Source organism: Plasticicumulans acidivorans, from assembly GCF_003182095.1.
GTDB lineage: Bacteria > Pseudomonadota > Gammaproteobacteria > Competibacterales > Competibacteraceae > Plasticicumulans > Plasticicumulans acidivorans.
This window is the reverse complement of sequence record NZ_QGTJ01000004.1, coordinates 143803-163383: the sequence shown is the minus strand read 5'-3', so window position 1 is coordinate 163383 and position 19581 is coordinate 143803. Positions and strand designations below refer to the sequence as shown.

The window sequence follows — 19581 nt, the reverse complement described above, 5'->3', positions numbered from 1 at the left end:
CTCAGCTGCTCACTCGATCCAGAAGTGCGGATTCCACGCCACCTCCCAGAGAAAGCCGTCGGGATCGGCGAAGTAACCGGAATAGCCGCCCCAGCTGGTGTCCTGTGCCGGCTTGACGATGCGCCCGCCGACGCCGGCGACGTGGGCCAGCAGTGCATCGACTTCTTCACGGCTGCGCAGATTGTGCGCCAGGGTGATGCCGGCAAAGCCGCTGCCGACCTCGACACCGGCATCCGCCGCCAGCTCGGCGCGTGGAAACAGTGCCAGCCAGACACCGTGCAGGGCGAAGAAGGCAACGTTGTCGTTGCTCGGCGGCTGCAGCGGCAGGCCGAGACCTTCGGCATAGAAGCGGCGCGCGCGCGGCAGATCGTCGACACCGAGCGTGATCAGGCTGAGGCGGGGTTCCATCGCGAGCGCTCCACGGGCTGACGGGCACACGACCGGGCCACCGGCGACGGCGCTCAGTCGACGGTTTCGGTATAGCGGATGCCGACGATCCAGTAACTGGCCTCGCCGTCCGGCAGCGGTACGCGCACCTCGTCGCCCTCCTGACGCTTGAGCAGCGCGCGGGCCATCGGCGAGTCGATGCTGATCCAGTCGCGCTCGGGTTCGAACTCGTCGGGGCCGACGATGCGCACGGTGCGCGTCGCGCCGTCTTCATCCTCGATCTCGACCCAGGCGCCGAAGAACACCCGCGAGGTGTCATCGGGGATGCGGTCGACCACGGTCAGCGCATCGAGGCGTTTGGAGAGAAACCGCACGCGGCGGTCGATCTCGCGCAGCATCTTCTTGCCGTAGGTGTACTCGGCATTCTCCGAGCGGTCGCCCTGCGCCGCGGCCTCGGCGACGGCGCGGGTGACTTCGGGGCGGCGCACCTTCCATAAGTGTTGCAGCTCGGCGTTGAGGCGCTCGTAGCCGGCGCGGGTGATGTACGGCGAACTCGGGGCGGACGGCGGACGGTAACGGGACATGGCGCTTCAGACGTTGAGCAGCAGGAACTCGCGCTCCCAGGAGCTGATGACCTCGAAGTACGCCTCGTACTCGACTTCCTTGACCGTTTTGTAGACGGTGACGAAGCGCTCGCCGAGCACCTTCTGCAGCGCCTCGCAGGCGCTCAGCTGGCGCAGCGCCTCGTGCACCGAGCGCGGCAGCGCGTAGGGCGCATTGTAGGCACTGCCTTCCGAAGGCGGCGTCGGCTGCAGGCCCTCGACCATGCCGAGGTAGCCACAGGCCAGCGAGGCGGCCATCGCCAGATACGGGTTGGCATCGGCTCCCGGCACGCGGTTTTCGACGCGCCGCGCCTGCGGGCTGGCGAAGGGCACGCGAAACGCCGCGGTGCGGTTGTCGTAACCCCAGGCGACGTTGATCGGCGCGATGTCGCGGCGGTTGATGCGCCGGTAGCTGTTGACGTTGGGCGCCAGCAGCGCCATCGCCGCCGGCAGGTACTTCTGCAGGCCGGCGATGTAGCCATAGAACAGCGTGGTCGGCTCGCCGCTTTCGTCGCTGAAGATGTTCTGCCCGCTCTTCAGATCGACGATGCTCTGGTGAATGTGCATCGCCGAGCCGGGCTCGTGCTGCATCGGCTTGGCCATGAAGGTCGCATACATCTGATGGCGCAGCGCCGCCTCGCGCATCGTGCGCTTGAAGCGGAAGGCCTGATCGGCCAGCACCAGCGCATCGCCGTGCAGCAGGTTGATTTCGAGCTGCGCGGCGCCGGCCTCGTGGATCAGCGTGTCGATGCCCAGGCCCTGCTTCTCGCAGTAGTCGTAGACATCCTCGAACAGCGGCTCGAATTCGTTGACGGCATCGATGCCGTAGGACTGGCGGCCGGTCTCACAGCGCCCGGAGCGGCCGACCGGCGGCTCCAGCGGATAGTCGGAATCGGTGTTCGGCTTGACCAGAAAGAACTCCAGCTCGGGGGCGACCACGGGCTTCCAGCCGCGCTCCTCGAAGGCCTTGAGCACGCGGCGCAGCACGTAGCGCGGAGCGATGTCGACACTGCGACCGTCGGCATAGAAGGCATCGTGGATGATCTGCGCGGTCGGCTCGGTCGCCCACGGCACCGGGCACAAGGTGTTGAGGTCGGGCTTGAGGATGATGTCGCCATCGGTGGTGCTGATGACGTCGAAGTACTCATCGGGCGCGTCACCGGTGACGGTCTGCAGGAAGATCCCTTCGGGCAGACGCAAGCCCTTGTCCTGATAGTACTTCTCGGCTGGCAGGATCTTGCCGCGGGCGACCCCGGACATGTCCGGGATGATCGCTTCGACCTCGACGATCCGGTTCTCCTTGAACCAGCTCTTGATGGAACTCATGGTGGCCTCCGCGGCGCCCGGGCAATGGTCAGTTCGTGGATACTGCGTTTCCAGCCTATGCGAGGCCGCGCGCGGGCGGCAAGCTAGTATCAGGATAAGCGACTGTTTCCGTAGCGGATTCCGGCAAGCCAGCGGACCACGCCGTGGCCCGGGTGCCAGCAAGCTGCGGAAACGCATGACCTTTTCTTCACCTTTCCCGGGAGCCATGCATGAATCCGCCGCAGCACGTCGCCTCCTGGTACGCCGACTCCGTCGCCGACTGGCATGCCGGCCCCGCGCTGTGCGGCACCGTGCGCGCCGACGTCGCCGTCGTCGGTGCCGGTATCACCGGCCTGTCGGCCGCCCTCGAACTCGCCCGGCGCGGCTACTGCGTACACGTCGTCGAAGGCATGCGCGTCGGCTTCGGCGGCTCGGGGCGCAGCGGCGGTCAGGTACTCGCCGACTACGCCTGCGGCATGGAACTGCTGCGCCACCAGCTCGGCCTCGATGCCGCACAGCAGCTGTGGGCGATGTCGATCGAAGCCGTCGACATCGTCCGCGACAACATCCGCCGCTACGGCATCGACTGCGACTGGCGCGACGGCTGCGCGACGCTGGCGCTCAAACCGCGCCAGCAACACGCGCTCGCCGCCTGGCAGGAAACGCTGGCCCGCGACTACGGCTACAGCGCCACGCGCCTGCTCAGCGGCGCGGCGCTCGCCGAGCTGATCGCCAGTCCGCGCTACTGCGCCGCGCTGCTCGATGAAGGCGGCGCCGGCCATCTGCACCCGCTGAAGTACACGCAGGGCCTCGCCCGCGCCGCGCTCGCCGCCGGCGTCACCCTTCACGAGGGCTCGCCGGTGACGCATCTCGACACCGGCCCGCAGCGGCGCGTGCATACCGCGCAGGGCCAGATCGAGGCCGAACACATCGTGCTCGCCGGTGGCGCCTGGCTCGGCCGGCTGGCGCCGACGCTGGCCAGGAAGATCATGCCGGTCGGCACCTACATCGTCGCCACCGAGCCGCTCGGTGCCGAACGCGCCGCGGCGCTGCTGCCCGGCGACGCCGCTGTGTGCGACGCCAACTTCGTGCTCGATTACTTCTGCCGCTCGGCCGATCACCGGCTGCTGTTCGGTGGTCGCGTCAGCTATTCCGGCCTGGAGCCGCCGCGGCTGGCGGCCGGCATGCAACGGCGACTGCAGCAGGTGTTCCCGCAGCTCGGCCGGGTGGCGGTCACCCATGCCTGGGGCGGCAACGTCGATATCACCGTCAACCGCGCCCCGCACTTCGGCCGCCTCGGCTCACACGTCTGGTACGCACAGGGATTTTCCGGCCACGGCATGGCACTGACCAACCTCGCCGGGCGCGTGCTGGCCGAAGCGATCGCCGGGCAGAACGAACGCCTGGACCTGTTCGCCCGCATCCCGCACCGCGACTTCCCCGGCGGCACGGCGCTGCGCACGCCGCTGCTGGTGCTGGCCATGCTGTGGTTTCGGCTGCGCGACTGGCTGTAGCGCGGATCGCGCAGCAATTCAGTGCATGCGGCCAAAGCCCATGAACAGGCCGGTGAACAGCATTGCCACCAGCCAGTAGATCACCGAGACGATCAGCATCGCCGGAATCGAGGCGAGAGCGAACTTGACCATGATCATCACCAGCCGTGCGAACGGGATGTCGGTGATGGTGATCGGGTGCGAACGCGGCGGTTGCGGAAGGCTCATCGTCGATACTCCGGCGGCAGAGGAAATTTCTTCGCCAAGACTAGCGCTTGCGCTTGCCCGTGACACATGACCGTTCCTTATACTGGGCAGCAATGTAAGGGCATACGGCGAGAAAAATTCACATGTTTTTTCATAAAACAAAATTACATTGCCTCTTCGCAAGCCTCCTCCTGCACACCCTGCCCGCAATCGCCGCCACCCCGCTGATTGCCATCGATGACAACGTCGCCACGCCGCTCCGCGAGATCGCCCAGGCCTTCGAGCGCGACAGTACGCACAAGCTGGAACTGCAGACGGCGTCGGCCGGCGTACTGATGCGCCGGATCGTGCAGGGAGAGCCCATCGAACTGCTGATCTCGACGGACCACGAGGCGACAGCCCAGCTGCAGGCGGCCGGGCGTGCCGGTGAACACGATCGCGGCCAGCTGTTTGCCGTCGGCCGGATCGCCATCTATGCCCGCGCCAGTGCAGCATGGGAAGCGCCCAGCGGCCTCGATGGCCTGGTTGCCGCGCTGAAGTCGCAGCGCATCGAAACACTCTATATCGGCACCCTCGGCGAGGCTGCCTTCTACCGTGCAGCCGAACAAATCCTGCGCGCCAGCTGGATCTGGGCGGACATGCGCAATCGCCTGCAGACGCTGGACTCACGCGACACCACCCTGCAGACGCTCAGCACAACGCAGGGCGCAGTGGCCCTGCTGCCGGCAACGCTGGCCGCTACCGCTCCGCTGCCCGAACTCGGCAGCAGCACGCTGGTGCCAACGATGTTCTATGCGCCGCTCGAACTGTCGGTGATGTCGCTGGACGGTGCGAGTGAGGAAGCCATCGCTTTTCGCAGCTATCTGCTGGGGCCGCAGGCACAGGAAATCCTCGCCCGTTATGGCTACGGTGCGCCGTGAAGAAACCCTCGCGACCGCGCCGGTTGACGCTGCCCAAGCGAACGCGTAAAACCGCGAGCCCTCGCCGCTCAACACGTTAAGGAAGGCGCCGGCCATGACCATGCCCGAGATCGAAAACGTCAACGTCGCATCGATCGAGATGCTGCTGACGCCGCAGGAGCTGCTCAAGCGGCTGCCGCTGACGCTGGCGGCACGCGACACGGTCGTCGCCGGCCGCAAGACCATCGAGGACATTCTCGATCGGCGCGATCCGCGCCTGCTGGTCGTCGTCGGCCCCTGCTCGATCCACGATCCGGCCGCGGCGATGGACTACGCCCGCCGCCTCAAGCAGCTCGCCGACGAGCTCGCCGACACGCTGTATCTGGTGATGCGCGTGTACTTCGAAAAGCCGCGCACCACCACCGGCTGGAAGGGGCTGATCAACGACCCGGACATGAACGACTCCTTCAACATCCAGAAGGGGCTCGGCATCGCCCGCCGGCTGCTCACCGACATCAACGAACTCGGCCTGCCGACCGGCACCGAGGCGCTCGACCCGATCAGCCCGCAGTACGTCTCCGACCTGATCAGCTGGGCGGCGATCGGCGCGCGCACCACCGAATCGCAGACGCACCGTGAAATGGCCTCGGGCCTGTCGACACCGGTCGGCTTCAAGAACGGCACCGACGGCAGCCTGACGGTGGCGATCAACGCGCTGCTGTCGGTCTCCAAGCCGCACAGCTTCCTCGGCATCGACGGCCAGGGCCAGTGCGCGATCATCCGCACCCGCGGCAACCGCTACGGCCACGTGGTACTGCGTGGCGGCCCGCAGCCGAACTATGACTCGGTGACGATCGCGCTGTGCGAGCAGGAACTGGCGAAGAACGGTCAGCCGGCCAACATCGTCGTCGACTGCAGCCACGCCAACTCCAGCAAAAAGCCCGAGCTGCAGCCGCTGGTGATGCATGACATCGTCAACCAGATCGTCGAGGGCAACCGCTCGATCGTCGGCGTGATGATCGAAAGCAACATCAACGCCGGCAACCAGTCGATTCCGGCCGATCTCTCGCAGCTCAAGTACGGCGTCTCCGTCACCGATGCCTGCGTCGACTGGGCGACGACGGCAACGATGCTGCGCGAGGCGCGCGCCAAACTCAGAGACGTGCTGCCGCAGCGTATCGCCTGAGACGCACTGCGCTCAGCGCGCGCGCAGCTCGGCATCGAGCGCCGCCAGGCGCTCGCGCGTGCCGATGTCGCGCCAGTCGCCGCGGTAATGGCTGCCGCCGACCTGCCCGCACGCCATCGCCGCCCGCAGCAGCGGCACCAGGGAAAACCGCCCCGGCGTGCAGCCGGCGAACAGCGGCGGCTGCAGCACGGCGATGCCGCTGTAGGTCAGCCGCGCCGCGCCCTCGGCCTGCACCCGCCCGTCGAGCAGCACGAAATCCCCCTGCGGATGCTGCGGCGGATTGTCGACCAGCAGCAGATGCGCGAGATCGCCTGCCGCGAGCAGCGTGCGCAGTCCGCCGAACGGCAGGTCGGTCCAGACATCACCGTTGACCAGCAGGAACGGCGCCGTGCCCAGCAGCGGCAGGGCGTGATGGATGCCGCCACCGGTTTCGAGCGCGCCCGGCGGCTCGGGCGAATAGGCGATGCGCACGCCATAGCGCGCGCCATCCCCCAGATACGCTGGAATCTGCTCGCCGAGATGGCCGAGGTTGATGACGATGTCGGTAAAACCGGCGGCGGCAAGGCGCTCCAGGTGGTACTCGATCAGCGCCCGCCCGCCGACCGTGAGCAACGGCTTGGGCAAGGTGTCGGTCAGCGGCCGCATGCGCTCGCCACGCCCGGCGGCCAAAATCATCGCTTTCATGCACCCAGCTCCGTGAGTCGCGGTTCGACGCGCGTGCGCAGGAATTCGCCGAGGGCGTGCAGCTCGGCATGGCGGGCACAGGCCCGCGTCAGGTACCGGAAGGTCAACGGGATGTCTTTGAGGTAGCCGCGCTTGCCGTCACGGTGCCAGAGTCGGGCGAAGATGCCGCAGACCTTGAGCTGACGCTGTGCGCCCATCAGGTCGACGTCGCGCAGGAAGGCCTCGCGGCTGCCGGTATCGAGGCCGCCGGCGCGCAGGCGCAGACGGTAATCTTCGACCCAGCCCTCGACCCGCTCGACCGGCCATTCGATGTAGGCATCGCGCAGCAGCGACACCAGATCGTAGGTGACGGCACCGACCACGGCGTCCTGGAAATCGAGCACGCCCGGGTTGCCGGCCGCGAGCCGCATCAGGTTGCGCGAGTGGTAATCGCGATGCACCCAGACCTGCGGCTGCGCCAGTGCCGCCTGCGTCAGCAGGGCAAAACTCGCATCGAGCAGGTGTTGTTCATCGGCGCGCAGCTCAAGGCCGAGGTGACGGCCGAGGAACCAGTCACGAAACAGCGCCATCTCGCGCTGCAGCAGCGCTGCATCGTAGGGCGGCAGCGCGCCGGCCGCCGGGTCGCCACCGAGCGCCAGCCGCGCCAGCACATCGAGCGCATCCGCGTACAGGGCGTCGGCATTGGCGGCGTCGAGCACGCTCAGGTACTGGGTATCGCCGAGATCGCTGAGCAGCAGCAGGCCCTGTTCGAGGTCCTGCGCCAGCACGCGCGGCACGTTCAGGCCGAGCCCGGCGAAGGCCGTGGCAATGTGCACGAACGGGCGGCAATCTTCGTGTTCGGGTGGCGCATCCATGACGATCGCCGAGCCGCCGTCCCAGCGCACGCGGAAGTAACGGCGGAAACTGGCGTCTGCCGACGCCGGGGAGATCTCGTAGGGCCGGACCGAAACCTGGCTGTCGACCCAGTTACAGACACGCGTGTAGCGTTCGCTCACGATCGATTGATCCCGCAGACGGCCCTGCAAGCGGGCCCGGTGAATTGAAGCGGTAAGGGATTTCTGCGATGGTTAAGCGCTTTTCCGGCCAGACTCCGCGCCCGTGAACCAACGCCCGTCCATCATATCAGCCCTCTGCCTCTCCCTTGCCGCGATGCCGGTGCTGGCGCAGTCGAGTGGCGGTAAGAAGCACGGGGCCACTGCCGAACAGCCGACCCAGCAGGACGACCAGGGCCGCATCACCGGCTGGGCGCTGTGCGAAGCCGATCCGCTCGCGGCGCTGATCCTGCCCAGGACCAATGCGCCGGCCGACGGCCCGACCGAATATCTCGCCGACTCGGCGATGTCCTCGGCCGAGGAGGCACGCCTCGAAGGCAATGTGCAGGTGCACCGCGGCGACACCCAGCTCGAAGCGCCGCTGCTGACGCTCGATCGCCAGGCCAACGTCGCCCATGCCCCCGACGGCCTGCGCGCCGGTACGCCGAGCCTGGCCGTCACCGCCAAGCGCGGCGCCTATGCGGTCGACGAGCACGTCGGCGATTTCAGCGATGCGCAGTACTACGTGCCGCAGCGCAACGCTCAGGGTGAAGCGGCGCACATCGTCGATCGCCGCGACCAGCAGACCACCGAGCTTGAGCAGGTGACCTATTCGACCTGCGCCCGCGGCAAGGAATTCTGGCGGGTGCGCGCCAGCGAGATGAACCTCGACCACGCTGCCGGACGCGGCGAAGCCTGGCATGCCAAGGTCGACTTCGGCGGCGTGCCGGTGCTCTACCTGCCGTACCTGTCGTTTCCGATCAACAACGAGCGCCAGTCGGGCTTTCTGGCGCCTTCGCTCGGTTTTGACACCACCAGCGGACTCGATCTCGCCGTCCCCTATTACTGGAACATCGCGCCGAACCAGGATGCGACGTTCACACCGCGCATCATCGCCCAGCGCGGCCTGCTGGTCGGCAGCGAATACCGCTTCCTCAATCCGAGCAACAGCGGCGAAATCGGCTTCGAGTACCTGCCCAACGACCGTGAAGCCGAGCGCGAGCGCAGCTTCCTCAATCTCAACGCCCGCGGCCAGTGGGGCATCCTCAGCAGCTCGCTGAAGTACGAGTGGGTTTCCGACAGCGACTACTTCCGTGATCTCGGCAACGGCCTCAACGTCGAGGACACCGCCTATCTCGAACGCCGGCTCGACACCTATATCGCCAACCCCTACGGCAACCTGCTGCTGCGCTTTCGCGGCTACCAGACACTCGACGGCGAGGACTTCACCCGCACCAAGCAGTATTCGCAGCTGCCGCAGCTGGTGTTCTGGAACAACTGGGGCAACGTCAACGAGCTGAATTACGAACTGCGCGCCGAGGCCGTGCGCTTCACGCACCCGACCTTCGTCGAAGGTACGCGCTTCGACCTCGAACCGGCGGTCAGCCTGCCACTGAGCTGGTCGTACGCCTTCCTCACACCGCGAGTGGCACTGCGTCAGACCAACTGGCAGCTCGACTACCCCGGGGCCACCCCCACCGGCTACCGCGACAGCCCCAACCGTACGGCACCGGTCATCAGCGTCGACAGCGGCCTGATCTTCGAGCGCGACGTGAGCTTCGGCGGCCAGGGCTACGTGCAGACGCTGGAGCCGCGGCTGTACTACCTGCGCGTGCCCTATCGCAAGCAGAGTGATATCCCGATCTTCGATACCACGCTGTACACCGAAAATTTCAACTGGCTGTTCTATGAAAACCGCTTCGCCGGGGCCGACCGTCTCGGCGACGCCAACCAGCTGACCACTGCCATCAGTACCCGCGTGCTCAGTGCCGAAGACGGCCGCGAACGCATGCGCGTGTCGATCGGCCAGATCAATTACTTCTCCGACCCGCGCGTGACGCTCGGCGCGGACTCCACCGTCGACGGCAATCGCTCCGACTTCGTCGCCGAAGCGACGATGACGCTCGATCGCCACTGGTATGCACGCGCCTCGACACTGTGGGACCCGGATTCACAGTCGGCCAAGCGCTACGCGGCCGATCTGCGTTATCGCGGCGACAGCGGCCAGATCCTCAATCTGTCCTACCGCTACAGCGATGATCCGACGCAGAAGACCATCCAGGACACCGATCTCGAACAGATCGACCTGTCGAGCGCCTGGCCACTGAACGCCAGCTGGAAACTGTTCGGCCGCTACAGCTACTCGCTGCTCTACGACAATCCGACCGACGTCTTCGCCGGCGTCGAGTACGGCGACTGCTGCTGGGCGGTACGCCTGCTGGCGCGCCAGTACCGTAACTATCCGACCGATGTCGAGTCGAAGAACGCGATGTTCCTTGAACTGGAGCTCAAGGGCCTGTCGTCAATTGGCGCCAGCGCCGACAAGTTCCTCTCGAAATCCATCCTCGATTACTCACGTCAGTGATGTCAGCCACCATGAAACCCCTGCTGCTCGTCCTTTCCCTGGCCACCGCCCTCGGCGCCCAGGCCCAGGAGCTGCGTTTCGGCCCGAGCACCCAGGGCGCCCCGGGAGCCGAACACCGGCTCGACTCGGTGGTCGCCGTCGTCGAAGACGACGTCATCACCCGCGCCGAACTCGACCAGGCGGTGCGCAGCGCGACCGCGCAGTTGCGCGCCCGCGGTGGCCAGCTGCCGCCACCCAACGTCATCGAACGTCAGGTGCTGGAACGTCAGATCCTGCTCAAGCTCGAAGAAGGCGCCGCCAAGCGCTCCGGCATCACCGTTGACGATCTGGCGCTGAACGCCACCATCGAAAACATCGCCAAGCGCAACAACGTCTCACTCGATGCGCTGCGCCGCAGCGTCGAGCGCGAAGGCTTCAGCTTCGAGCGCTACCGCGAGGAAATCCGCCGCGAAATGCTCTCGGCGCGCCTGCGCCAGAAGTTCGTCGATTCGACGATCCAGATCTCCGACCAGGAAGTCGACCTGGCGATGGGCCACGGCAGCATCACCAGCGCCGCCGCGGCCGCCGGTGAGCGGCGCGAGCTGCACCTGGCGCAGATCCTGGTCGCGGTACCGGAAAACGCCGCACCCGAACGCGTCGAACAGGCCAAGGCCAAGGCCGAGACCATCCTCGCCGAGCTGCGCCGCGGCGGTGATTTCCACCAGCTCGCCGCAGCGGTGTCGGATGCGCAGAACGCGCTCGACGGCGGCGATCTCGGCTGGCGCCCGAGCGAGCAGATTCCCTCGGCGCTCAGCGGTGTCGTCCAGGCCCTGTCACCTGGGCAGATTTCCGAGCCGATCCGCACGCCGAGCGGCTTCGTGCTGATCAAGCTGATCGAAGCACGCAACGCCGGCGGCACGACAACCAGCGGCCCGCAGGCCGACGAGCAAAAGCGCAACGAGGTCCGCGAGGCACTGTTCCGTCGCAAGGTCGAGGAGGAATGGGATCTGTGGCTCAAGCGCCTGCGCGACGAAGCCTACGTCGAGATCCGCCTGTGAGCGGCGGCCCGCGCCCGTGAGCGCCCGTGCCCGCCTCGTCCTCAGCGCCGGCGAACCCGCCGGTATCGGCCCCGATCTGTGCGTGCAGCTGGCGCAGTCGCCCGCCGACTGCACGCTGGTCATCGTCGGCAGTCGCGCGGTGCTGCAGGCCCGCGCGGCGGCCCTCGGCCTGCCGCTCACCATCGATGACTACGATCCGGCGCAGACGCGGCCGGCCGTGGCCGGACGGTTGACGCTGCTCGATCTGCCCTGTGCTGCGCCCGTCACCGCCGGCCGGCTCGATGCGGCCAACGCCGCCCACGTGCTCGCTGTGCTCGCGCGCGCCTGCGACGGCTGCGCCAGCGGCGAATTCGATGCGCTGGTCACCGCGCCGGTGCACAAGGGCATCATCAACGATGCCGGCACGCCGTTCAGCGGCCACACCGAATTCTTCGCCGAGCGCCTCGGCGGCTGCCTGCCGGTGATGATGCTGGCCGCCGGGCGGCTGCGCGTGGCGCTGGCGACCACGCATCTGCCACTGCGGGCAGTGGCCGATGCCATCACTGCCGACGGCCTCGGCCGCGTGCTGCGCATTCTCGATGGCGATCTGCGCCGGCGCTTCGCGATCGCCCGGCCGCGCATCCTGGTCTGCGGCCTCAACCCGCACGCCGGTGAGGGCGGTCATCTCGGTCACGAGGAACGTGATGTCATCGAGCCGGCACTGGAACAGCTGCGCAGCGAGGGGCTGCAGCTGATCGGCCCGCTGCCGGCCGATACGCTGTTCCAGCCGAAGTACCTCGATGAGGCCGATGCCGTGCTGGCGATGTACCACGATCAGGGTCTGCCGGTGCTCAAGTACGTCGGCTTCGGCGCGGCGGTGAACATCACGCTCGGCCTGCCGATCATCCGCACTTCGGTCGACCACGGCACTGCGCTCGACCTGGCCGGCAGCGGCCATGCCAGCGACGGCAGCCTGCGCGCGGCGATCGCCTGCGCACTCGACATGGTCGAGCGCGGCCGCCGCGCCGCCTGAATCAGCGAGCCGCCATGTCCACCGCCCCAACCCCGCATCAGGCCCGCAAACGTTTCGGCCAGCACTTCCTGCACGACCCTTCGGTGATCGCCCGCATCATTGCGGCGGTCAGGCCGCAGCCCGGCGAGCACCTGATCGAGATCGGCCCGGGCCTCGGCGCCATCACCCGCCCGCTGCTCGCGGCCTGTGGCCGGCTCGAAGCGGTCGAACTCGATCGCGACGTCATCCCGCACCTCGAAGCGCGCTGCGCCGGCGCCGGCGAACTGCTGATCCACCGTGCCGACGCACTCGAAGTCGACTTCGCCACGCTGCGCCAGGATGAACGCCCGCTGCGCCTGGTCGGCAATCTGCCGTACAACATCTCGACGCCGTTGCTGTTTCACTTCCTCGCCGCCGCCGACCACATCCGCGACATGCACTTCATGCTGCAGAAGGAAGTCGTCGAGCGCATGGCAGCCGGCCCGGGCAGCAGCGACTATGGCCGCTTGTCGGTGATGCTGGCGGCACGCTGCCGCGTGGTGCCGCTGTTCGAGATCGGCCCCGGCGCTTTCAGCCCGCCACCGAAGGTCGACTCGGCGGTGGTGCGCCTGCAGCCGCTGGCCACGCCCGCGGTACCCGCAGCACTGGCACCGAACTTCGCCGAAGTGGTACGCCTGGCCTTCGCGCAGCGCCGCAAGACGCTGCGCAACACCCTGCGCCCGCTGCTCGACGCGGCAGCGATCGAAGCCGCCGGCGTCGATCCGGGCGCGCGCGCCGAAACCCTCGACCTCGCCGCCTTCGTGCGCCTGGCCAGCCGCGCCGCCGGCGCATCCAGTCCCGATTAGCCCAGCTTTAGCACTGTGAGGACACGTCGATGAGCGTACAGGACAATCCCCTGCGGCAACTGAACGCGAGCGGCCAGAGCGTCTGGTACGACAACATCCAGCGGGCGATGCTGGCGAGCGGCGAGCTGCGCCGGCTGGTCGAGGACGATGACCTGCGCGGCGTCACCTCAAACCCGTCGATCTTCGAAAAAGCCATCGCCGGCAGCCACGATTACGACACCGCGATCCGCCAGCTGCTGGGCAGCCGCCCGGCGATCGACAGCCGCGAGCTGTTCTTCGAGCTGGCGATCGACGATATCCGCGCCGCCGCCGATGTGCTGCAGCCGGTGTACCGCGCCAGCGAGGGCCGCGACGGCTTCATCAGCCTCGAAGTTTCACCGGATCTGGCCGACGATACGCAGGCGACGGTGCGCGAAGCGCGCGAGCTGTTCGCCCGCCTCGATCGACCCAACGTCATGATCAAGGTGCCGGCGACCCGTGCCGGGGTGCCGGCGGTCGAGGAGCTGATCGCCGACGGCATCCACATCAACGTCACGCTGCTGTTTGCCGTCGAGCGCTACATCGAGGTCGCCGAGGCCTACTGCCGCGGCCTGGCACGCCGGCTCGATTGCGGCCAGCCGATCGACCGTATCGCCTCGGTGGCGAGCTTCTTCGTATCGCGCGTCGACTCGGCGCTCGATCCGCTGCTCGCCGAGCGTGCCCCGGAGCTGGTCGGCCGCATCGCCATCGCCAACGCCAAACTGGCCTACCGCGAAGCCGCCCGCCTGTTCGGCCAGGCGTTTGCTCCGCTGGCAGCCGCCGGCGCACGGCCGCAGCGGCTGCTGTGGGCGAGCACCAGCACCAAGAATCCGGCCTACCGCGACACGCTCTACGTCGAGGAGCTGATCGGTCCGGACACCGTCAACACCGTGCCGCCGGCCACTTACGACGCCTTCCGCGACCACGGTATCGTCGCGCCGACGCTGGCGCGCGACATCGATGCCGCGGCCGCAGCGATCGAACGCCTGCCGCAGCTCGGCATCGACCTCGCCGCGGTGACCGCGCAGCTCGAAGCCGACGGTGTCGCCGCCTTCGCCAAGTCCTTCACCACGCTGCTGGCTGCCATCGAGGCGAAGGCACAGAGCGTCAGCGCCTGACCATGTCCGCGTCCGATCCGCGTTATGACGTGCACGTCGACGTGCAGACTCAATACATCGCCGCGCAGTCGATGCCCGATGCCGAGCGCTTCGCCTTCGCCTACGCGGTGACCATCGTCAACCGCGGGGCGCTCGCCGCCCGGCTGCTCAGCCGGCACTGGATCATCACCGATGCCCACGGCAAGACCACCGAGGTGCGCGGTGAAGGCGTCGTCGGCGAGCAGCCCTATCTGCGTCCTGGCGAAACCTACCGCTACACCAGCGGTACGCTGATCGAAACACCGGTCGGCAGCATGCAGGGCAGCTACCGCATGCGAGCCGACGACGGCACCGAGTTCGACGCACCGATCCAGCCGTTCACGCTGGCGGTGCCGCGCACGCTGCACTGAACCGATGAGCCTGCGGGCAAGCTACACGCTGTTCGCTCCGCTCTACGACCGGCTCGTGGCGCGGGCGACCGAGCCGGCGCGCCGCGCCAGTCTGGCCCGCCTCGCGGTGCCGGCCGGCGGCTCGGTGCTGATCCTCGGCATCGGCACCGGGCTCGACATCCCATGGCTGCCCGCCGGTCCGCTCTATCGCGGCATCGACCTGACGCCGGCGATGCTCGAACGCGCCCGCCCGCGCGCGGCGGCCCGCGCCGAACTCAGACTCGAACTCGCCGTTGGCGATGCCCAGGCGCTCGAACTGCCGGCCGCCAGCGTCGATGCCGTCGTCGCGCATCTGATCATCGCCGTGGTACCCGACCCCGCCCGCGCCCTCGCCGAGGTCGCACGCGTATTGCGGCCGGGCGGACGGCTGCTGCTGCTCGACAAGTTTCTGCGCCCGAACCAGCGCGCACCGCTGCGCCGCCTGGTCAGCCCGCTGTTCGCGCGCTTCGCCAGCCACACCGACGTGGTGTTCGAAACGATCCGACCGCCGGAATTGCGTGTGCTGCACGATGACCCGGCGCTTGCCGGTGGCTGGTTTCGCCGTTTCGTACTGGAAAAGGAACAACTGCCTGATGCATGCTGCAGCACAACATAAAGCGAAGCGACATCGCTGCCGCTTCGCTGCCTGCGTCTCTTCCGGAGTCCGTTTCCATGGCCGTCTACGCGATCGGTGACGTGCAGGGCTGCTTCGAGCCCATGCGCCGTCTGCTCGACAAACTGAAGTTCGACCCGGCGAAGGATCGCCTGTGGCTGACCGGCGATCTGGTCAACCGCGGTCCGCAGTCGGTCGAAACGCTGCGCTTCGTGCGCCAACTGGGCGATGCGGCGATCAGCGTGCTCGGCAACCACGACCTGACTCTGCTCGCCGTGGCGGCCGGGCACGTCAAACCGGGCAAGAAAGACACCTTCCACGACGTACTCGACGCCCCGGACGCGCAGGAGCTGCTCGATTGGGTGCGCAGTCTGCCGATGATTCACCACGATGCGAAACTCGGCTACACGATGGTGCACGCCGGCCTGTCGCCTTTGTGGGATCTCGACACCGCGCTGGCCTGCGGCCGTGAAGTCGAAGCCGTATTGCGCGGCCCCGGGCTGCAAGACTTTCTCGCGCACATGTTCGGCTCGGAACCGCGTATCTGGCGCGACGAGCTGCAGGGCCACGAACGCCTGCGCTGCATCGTCAACACCATGACGCGCATGCGCTTCGTCGGCCCCGACGGCTCGCTGTGCCACGATCAGAAAGGCCCGCCCGGCAGCCAGCCGGCCGGGCTGGTGCCCTGGTTCCAGATCGGCTGGCGCCGCAATGCCAGCCTCAACATCATCACCGGCCACTGGGCAGCACTCGGCTACTATCGTGCGCCCGGCATCTATGCTCTCGACTCGGGCTGCATCTGGGGTCAGCATCTGACGGCCCTGCGGCTCGATGCCAATGAAGCGCCGTGCTGCGTCGACTGCGCGGCGATGCGCAAGGTCAAGAATCACGCCGACAAAGGCATTTGATACCGGATTCCGAGGAAGGCATGACAATGGTCACCGCACTGGTGCTGCTGAACACCGAGAAGGGTCGCATCAACGAAGTCGCTGAAGCGCTCGCTGCGCTGCCCGGCATCACCGAGGTCTATTCGCTGGCCGGCATCCATGATCTGGCGGCGATCATCCGCGTCGGCAGCAACGACGAACTGGCCGACGTCGTCACGCACCACATGCTCAAGGTCGACGGCATTCGCGACTCACAGACCCACGTCGCGTTTCGCGTGCACTCCAAGCACGATCTCGACGACATGTTCGCAATCGGCAACGAAGAAGCGGGCTGAAACCGTGTCGTTGTCGATGATCGTCGCCGCCGGCCGCAACGGTGTCATCGGCCGCGACAACGACCTGCCCTGGCGACTGCCGGACGATCTGGCGCACTTCAAACGCCTGACGCTCGGCAAGCCGATCGTCATGGGGCGCAAGACCTGGGAATCACTCGGCCGGCCGCTGCCGGGACGGCACAACATCGTCGTCAGCCGCAACCCGGCGTTCAGCGCCGTCGGCGCAAGCGTCGTCGGCTCGCTCGATGCAGCGCTGATGCTGGCGCATGAGGCCAACGAAGTCATGCTGATCGGCGGTGCCGAGCTGTTCGCCCTCGGCCTGCCGCACGCCCAGCGGCTGTATCTGACCGAGGTCGACGCTGCACCGGCCGGCGACGTGTATTTCCCGCTGCTCGATAAAACCCAGTGGTGCGAAACCCACCGCGAGCACCACCCAGCCGATGCTCGACACGCAGCAGCATTCGACTTCGTGACGTTGGAGCGCCTGCCCCGAGCGGCATGAGGCACCGCCCGACGCCGTCCCGGTACACCTGCCCCCGGCACTCCCGCGGCGCGTGCATCGATGCCCGTCGCCATCGCTCAGGCGCCCGCGGCAATCGCAGGGCGCATGCAAGCGCCGACCCGACCGGCGCGCGCCGTCCCCGCGCGACCACCGCCTCGATGATCAGTCCCTGTAATTGCAGCAGATCAGGGAACGCGGCAGAACCAGGCACCTACACTCACTGCGGTCGGGCCGACGTCGTCCGTCGATCAATGCCAGCCAACACCATGCACCGGCACGCCGCGACGGCTGCTGGCTGGTCAACGTGGCGGGTAAGTGGCGGCTCGGCGCTTGAGGCACTTGGCGTGATCGAAAGCGAAGCACTGTCAAAAGCTGCCACGGTTTCAGTCCAACGGACGAACCGACTGTCATGTCTGCACGGGACACTGCGCGGGCGTTTTGCCATTCAATGGCTTGCCATCAAAGGGACATCAAGTTGAGCAACGTGATGAACACCAAGACACTTGTCACAGCGCTGTGGCTGGCCCTGGCGCTCACGGCCTCTGCCGGTCACGCCGAAGACACGGCACCGGCAGCGCCGCAGCAACCGGCGATGGAGAATGCCGTCGATCCTGCCTCGATCAAGGCGCTCAAGAACATGGGTGCCTTTCTGCAGACGCTGAAACGCTTCCAGATCACCAACTCGCTCACCGGCGAGCGGGTCCTCGCCGACGGGCAGAAACTGCAGCACGAGGCGCATGCCGACATCGACGTCGTGCGGCCCGACAAACTGTACGCGAACCTCGCCACCGCGCGCTCGCAGCGTGAGATCTTCTATGACGGCAAGCAGGTCACGCTCTACGCGCCGCAGCAGAAGTACTACTCGACGGCTGAATTCAGCGGCACGCTGGCGACGCTGGTGAGCAAGATGGAACAGCGCTACGGCATCGAGCTTCCGTTGTCCGATCTGTTCCTCTGGGGGACCGAGGCGGCGCCGACCGATGGCATCGAATCGGCGATGAACGCCGGCCAGGATTTCATCGGCGACGATCTCTGCGACCACTATGCCTTTCGCCAGGGCGACATCGACTGGCAGATCTGGATCCTGAACGGTGACAAGCCGCTGCCGCGCAAGCTGGTGATCACCAACCGTGCCGACGAGGCACGCCCGCAGTCGGTATCGCTGATCGAATGGAACCTGAAGCCGACGTTCAAGGAGACCGAGTTCACCTTCAAACCACCGAAGGACGGGGTCGCTGTCGAATTCCACACCGTGGACAAACAATAAGGGAGCGCCCACATGAAAGCTTCTTTCGGCAGGACACTGGCGGCCGCGCTGGCGGTTTTCACACTGAGCGGTGTCGCGCTGGCGCCGGTGGCGGAGGCACGTGGAGGCGGCCGTTTCAACGGCGGCGGCGGGATGCGCGCCAATGACGGCATGCGCGACATGCGCGTCAACAGCGTGCGCGGCACCAGCGTCAACAACGTCAACATCAACCGCAATGTCAACGTCAACCGCGACGTGCATGTCGACAATCGCGGCGGCTGCTGCCATGGCGGCTGGGACTACGATTACCACCCGGTCGCCACGGCCGCCGCGGTCACCGCGACGGTCGCCGTCACGTCGGCAGTCATCGGCTCGATCGTGCGCACCCTGCCGCCGAGCTGTGTGCCGATCAATTACCGTGGCATGTTCTATCAGCAGTGCGGCAGCGTCTGGTACCAGCCGCAGGGCACGCAGTACATCGTCGTCACCGCACCGTACTAAGCGCCGCCAACCTCGCCGCAGCGATCGTCACCCCGGGTGAACGTCGCTTCGGCGATGCGGCGGCGGCCGTTGCAGCCAGGCACTCGCGGCAGGTGCAATGCATCTGCCGCGAGCAGCCCCGGCGCTAAACCGCGACGGGCGCCCTGATCAGCGGGTGCGGATCGTAGTCTTCGAGCCGGATGTCGTCCGGCGTGAACGCAAACAGGTCACGGACGTCAGGGTTCAGGACCACGCGGGGCAACGCGCGGGGCTCGCGTGCCAGCTGGGTGCTCACCTGCTCGGAGTGGTTCGAGTAGATGTGGCAGTCACCACCGGTCCAGATGAACTCGCCGGGCGTGTAGCCGCAGACCTGCGCCAGCAGCAGCGTCAGCAGCGCGTAGCTGGCGATGTTGAACGGCACACCGAGGAACAGATCCGCCGAGCGCTGATAGAGCTGACAGGACAGGCGGCCGTCGGCTACGTAGAACTGGAACAGCGCGTGGCACGGCGGCAGGGCCATGTGCTCCAGCTCGCCGACGTTCCAGGCACTGACGATGATGCGCCGCGAATCCGGGGTGTTTTTCAGCTGGCTGACGACCTCGGCGATCTGGTCGACATGGCGACCGTCGGCCGTCGGCCAGCTGCGCCACTGCGCGCCGTAGACCGGGCCGAGATCGCCGCTGGCATCGGCCCATTCGTCCCAGATGCTGACGCCGTGCTGGTGCAGGTAGCCGATGTTGGTGTCGCCGCGCAGAAACCACAGCAGCTCGACGACGATCGACTTCATGTGCACCTTCTTCGTCGTCACCAGCGGGAAGCCGGCAGCAAGATCGAAGCGCATCTGATGGCCGAACAGCGAGCGCGTGCCGGTACCGGTGCGGTCAGCCTTGTCGGTACCGTGCTCGCAGACCTGACGCAGCAGTTCGAGGTACTGGCGCATGAG

At 67.1% G+C, this 19581-nt stretch carries 22 protein-coding genes; 15 read left to right on the top strand and 7 right to left on the bottom strand.

All coding sequences use genetic code 11. From position 1 onward, the window contains the following. Positions 1–9: 9 nt before the first annotated feature. Genes C7443_RS08570 through C7443_RS08560 form a run of 3 tightly spaced genes read right to left on the bottom strand, consistent with a single transcriptional unit; the run spans position 10 to position 2315 of the window. Positions 10–408, bottom strand: coding sequence for a VOC family protein (locus C7443_RS08570; RefSeq protein WP_110018183.1), 399 nt, complete (start codon positions 406–408; stop codon positions 10–12). Between the two features lie 53 nt (positions 409–461). Next, complete coding sequence (greB, locus tag C7443_RS08565; protein ID WP_110018182.1) at positions 462–971, bottom strand: transcription elongation factor GreB; 510 nt, start codon at positions 969–971, stop codon at positions 462–464. 6 nt (positions 972–977) lie between these two features. Next, positions 978–2315, bottom strand: coding sequence for a glutamine synthetase family protein (locus C7443_RS08560; protein ID WP_110018181.1), 1338 nt, complete (start codon positions 2313–2315; stop codon positions 978–980). Between the two features lie 209 nt (positions 2316–2524). Here C7443_RS08560 and C7443_RS08555 point away from each other — a divergent pair, with 209 nt between their 5' ends. Then, positions 2525–3808: an NAD(P)/FAD-dependent oxidoreductase gene (locus C7443_RS08555; RefSeq protein ID WP_110018180.1), complete on the top strand. Its 1284-nt coding sequence runs from the start codon at positions 2525–2527 to the stop codon at positions 3806–3808. 18 nt (positions 3809–3826) lie between these two features. Here C7443_RS08555 and C7443_RS08550 read toward each other — a convergent pair whose 3' ends face one another. Then, positions 3827–4015: a hypothetical protein gene (locus C7443_RS08550; RefSeq protein ID WP_110018179.1), complete on the bottom strand. Its 189-nt coding sequence runs from the start codon at positions 4013–4015 to the stop codon at positions 3827–3829. Between the two features lie 122 nt (positions 4016–4137). On the opposite strand from C7443_RS08550, the gene modA reads away from it, so the two are divergent. Next, complete coding sequence (gene modA / locus C7443_RS08545; protein ID WP_110018178.1) at positions 4138–4914, top strand: molybdate ABC transporter substrate-binding protein; 777 nt, start codon at positions 4138–4140, stop codon at positions 4912–4914. Positions 4915–5008: 94 nt separating this feature from the next. Continuing rightward, on the top strand, positions 5009–6079 hold the full coding sequence (locus C7443_RS08540) for a 3-deoxy-7-phosphoheptulonate synthase (RefSeq protein WP_211346184.1): 1071 nt from the start codon (positions 5009–5011) through the stop codon (positions 6077–6079). 12 nt (positions 6080–6091) lie between these two features. Here C7443_RS08540 and murU read toward each other — a convergent pair whose 3' ends face one another. Both murU and C7443_RS08530 read right to left on the bottom strand, forming a co-directional pair. Further along, positions 6092–6763: an N-acetylmuramate alpha-1-phosphate uridylyltransferase MurU gene (gene murU / locus C7443_RS08535; RefSeq protein ID WP_110018177.1), complete on the bottom strand. Its 672-nt coding sequence runs from the start codon at positions 6761–6763 to the stop codon at positions 6092–6094. Continuing rightward, entirely contained in the window at positions 6760–7758 is a 999-nt protein-coding gene (locus C7443_RS08530) for an aminoglycoside phosphotransferase family protein (protein ID WP_246004598.1), read from the bottom strand. The genes murU and C7443_RS08530 overlap by 4 nt, the downstream gene beginning before the upstream one ends. A gap of 103 nt (positions 7759–7861) precedes the next feature. On the opposite strand from C7443_RS08530, the gene C7443_RS08525 reads away from it, so the two are divergent. From C7443_RS08525 to C7443_RS08470, 12 genes are all read left to right on the top strand, one after another. After that, on the top strand, positions 7862–10159 hold the full coding sequence (locus tag C7443_RS08525) for an LPS-assembly protein LptD (RefSeq protein WP_146213269.1): 2298 nt from the start codon (positions 7862–7864) through the stop codon (positions 10157–10159). Between the two features lie 11 nt (positions 10160–10170). Further along, positions 10171–11196 (top strand): peptidylprolyl isomerase, encoded by a 1026-nt coding sequence (locus tag C7443_RS08520; protein WP_170123549.1) that lies wholly within the window; start codon positions 10171–10173, stop codon positions 11194–11196. 16 nt (positions 11197–11212) lie between these two features. Next, complete coding sequence (pdxA, locus tag C7443_RS08515; RefSeq protein WP_110018174.1) at positions 11213–12208, top strand: 4-hydroxythreonine-4-phosphate dehydrogenase PdxA; 996 nt, start codon at positions 11213–11215, stop codon at positions 12206–12208. Positions 12209–12222: 14 nt separating this feature from the next. Then, positions 12223–13032, top strand: a complete 810-nt coding sequence (rsmA, locus tag C7443_RS08510; protein ID WP_110018173.1) for a 16S rRNA (adenine(1518)-N(6)/adenine(1519)-N(6))-dimethyltransferase RsmA — start codon at positions 12223–12225, stop codon at positions 13030–13032. A gap of 29 nt (positions 13033–13061) precedes the next feature. Continuing rightward, positions 13062–14168, top strand: coding sequence for a transaldolase (gene tal / locus C7443_RS08505; protein WP_110018172.1), 1107 nt, complete (start codon positions 13062–13064; stop codon positions 14166–14168). A 2-nt stretch (positions 14169–14170) separates the two neighbouring features. Beyond that, positions 14171–14557: a Co2+/Mg2+ efflux protein ApaG gene (gene apaG, locus C7443_RS08500; RefSeq protein ID WP_110018171.1), complete on the top strand. Its 387-nt coding sequence runs from the start codon at positions 14171–14173 to the stop codon at positions 14555–14557. Between the two features lie 4 nt (positions 14558–14561). After that, entirely contained in the window at positions 14562–15191 is a 630-nt protein-coding gene (locus C7443_RS08495) for a class I SAM-dependent methyltransferase (protein ID WP_110018170.1), read from the top strand. A gap of 56 nt (positions 15192–15247) precedes the next feature. Then, positions 15248–16096: a symmetrical bis(5'-nucleosyl)-tetraphosphatase gene (locus C7443_RS08490; protein WP_110018169.1), complete on the top strand. Its 849-nt coding sequence runs from the start codon at positions 15248–15250 to the stop codon at positions 16094–16096. A 20-nt stretch (positions 16097–16116) separates the two neighbouring features. After that, on the top strand, positions 16117–16410 hold the full coding sequence (locus C7443_RS08485) for an Lrp/AsnC family transcriptional regulator (protein WP_425467074.1): 294 nt from the start codon (positions 16117–16119) through the stop codon (positions 16408–16410). Between the two features lie 16 nt (positions 16411–16426). After that, complete coding sequence (locus tag C7443_RS08480) at positions 16427–16912, top strand: dihydrofolate reductase (protein WP_110018167.1); 486 nt, start codon at positions 16427–16429, stop codon at positions 16910–16912. A 487-nt stretch (positions 16913–17399) separates the two neighbouring features. Then, complete coding sequence (locus C7443_RS08475; protein WP_110018166.1) at positions 17400–18179, top strand: DUF2092 domain-containing protein; 780 nt, start codon at positions 17400–17402, stop codon at positions 18177–18179. Positions 18180–18191: 12 nt separating this feature from the next. Further along, entirely contained in the window at positions 18192–18659 is a 468-nt protein-coding gene (locus C7443_RS08470; RefSeq protein ID WP_110018165.1) for a hypothetical protein, read from the top strand. Between the two features lie 124 nt (positions 18660–18783). Here C7443_RS08470 and C7443_RS08465 read toward each other — a convergent pair whose 3' ends face one another. Then, positions 18784–19578, bottom strand: coding sequence for a thymidylate synthase (locus C7443_RS08465; RefSeq protein WP_110018164.1), 795 nt, complete (start codon positions 19576–19578; stop codon positions 18784–18786). Positions 19579–19581: the final 3 nt, after the last annotated feature.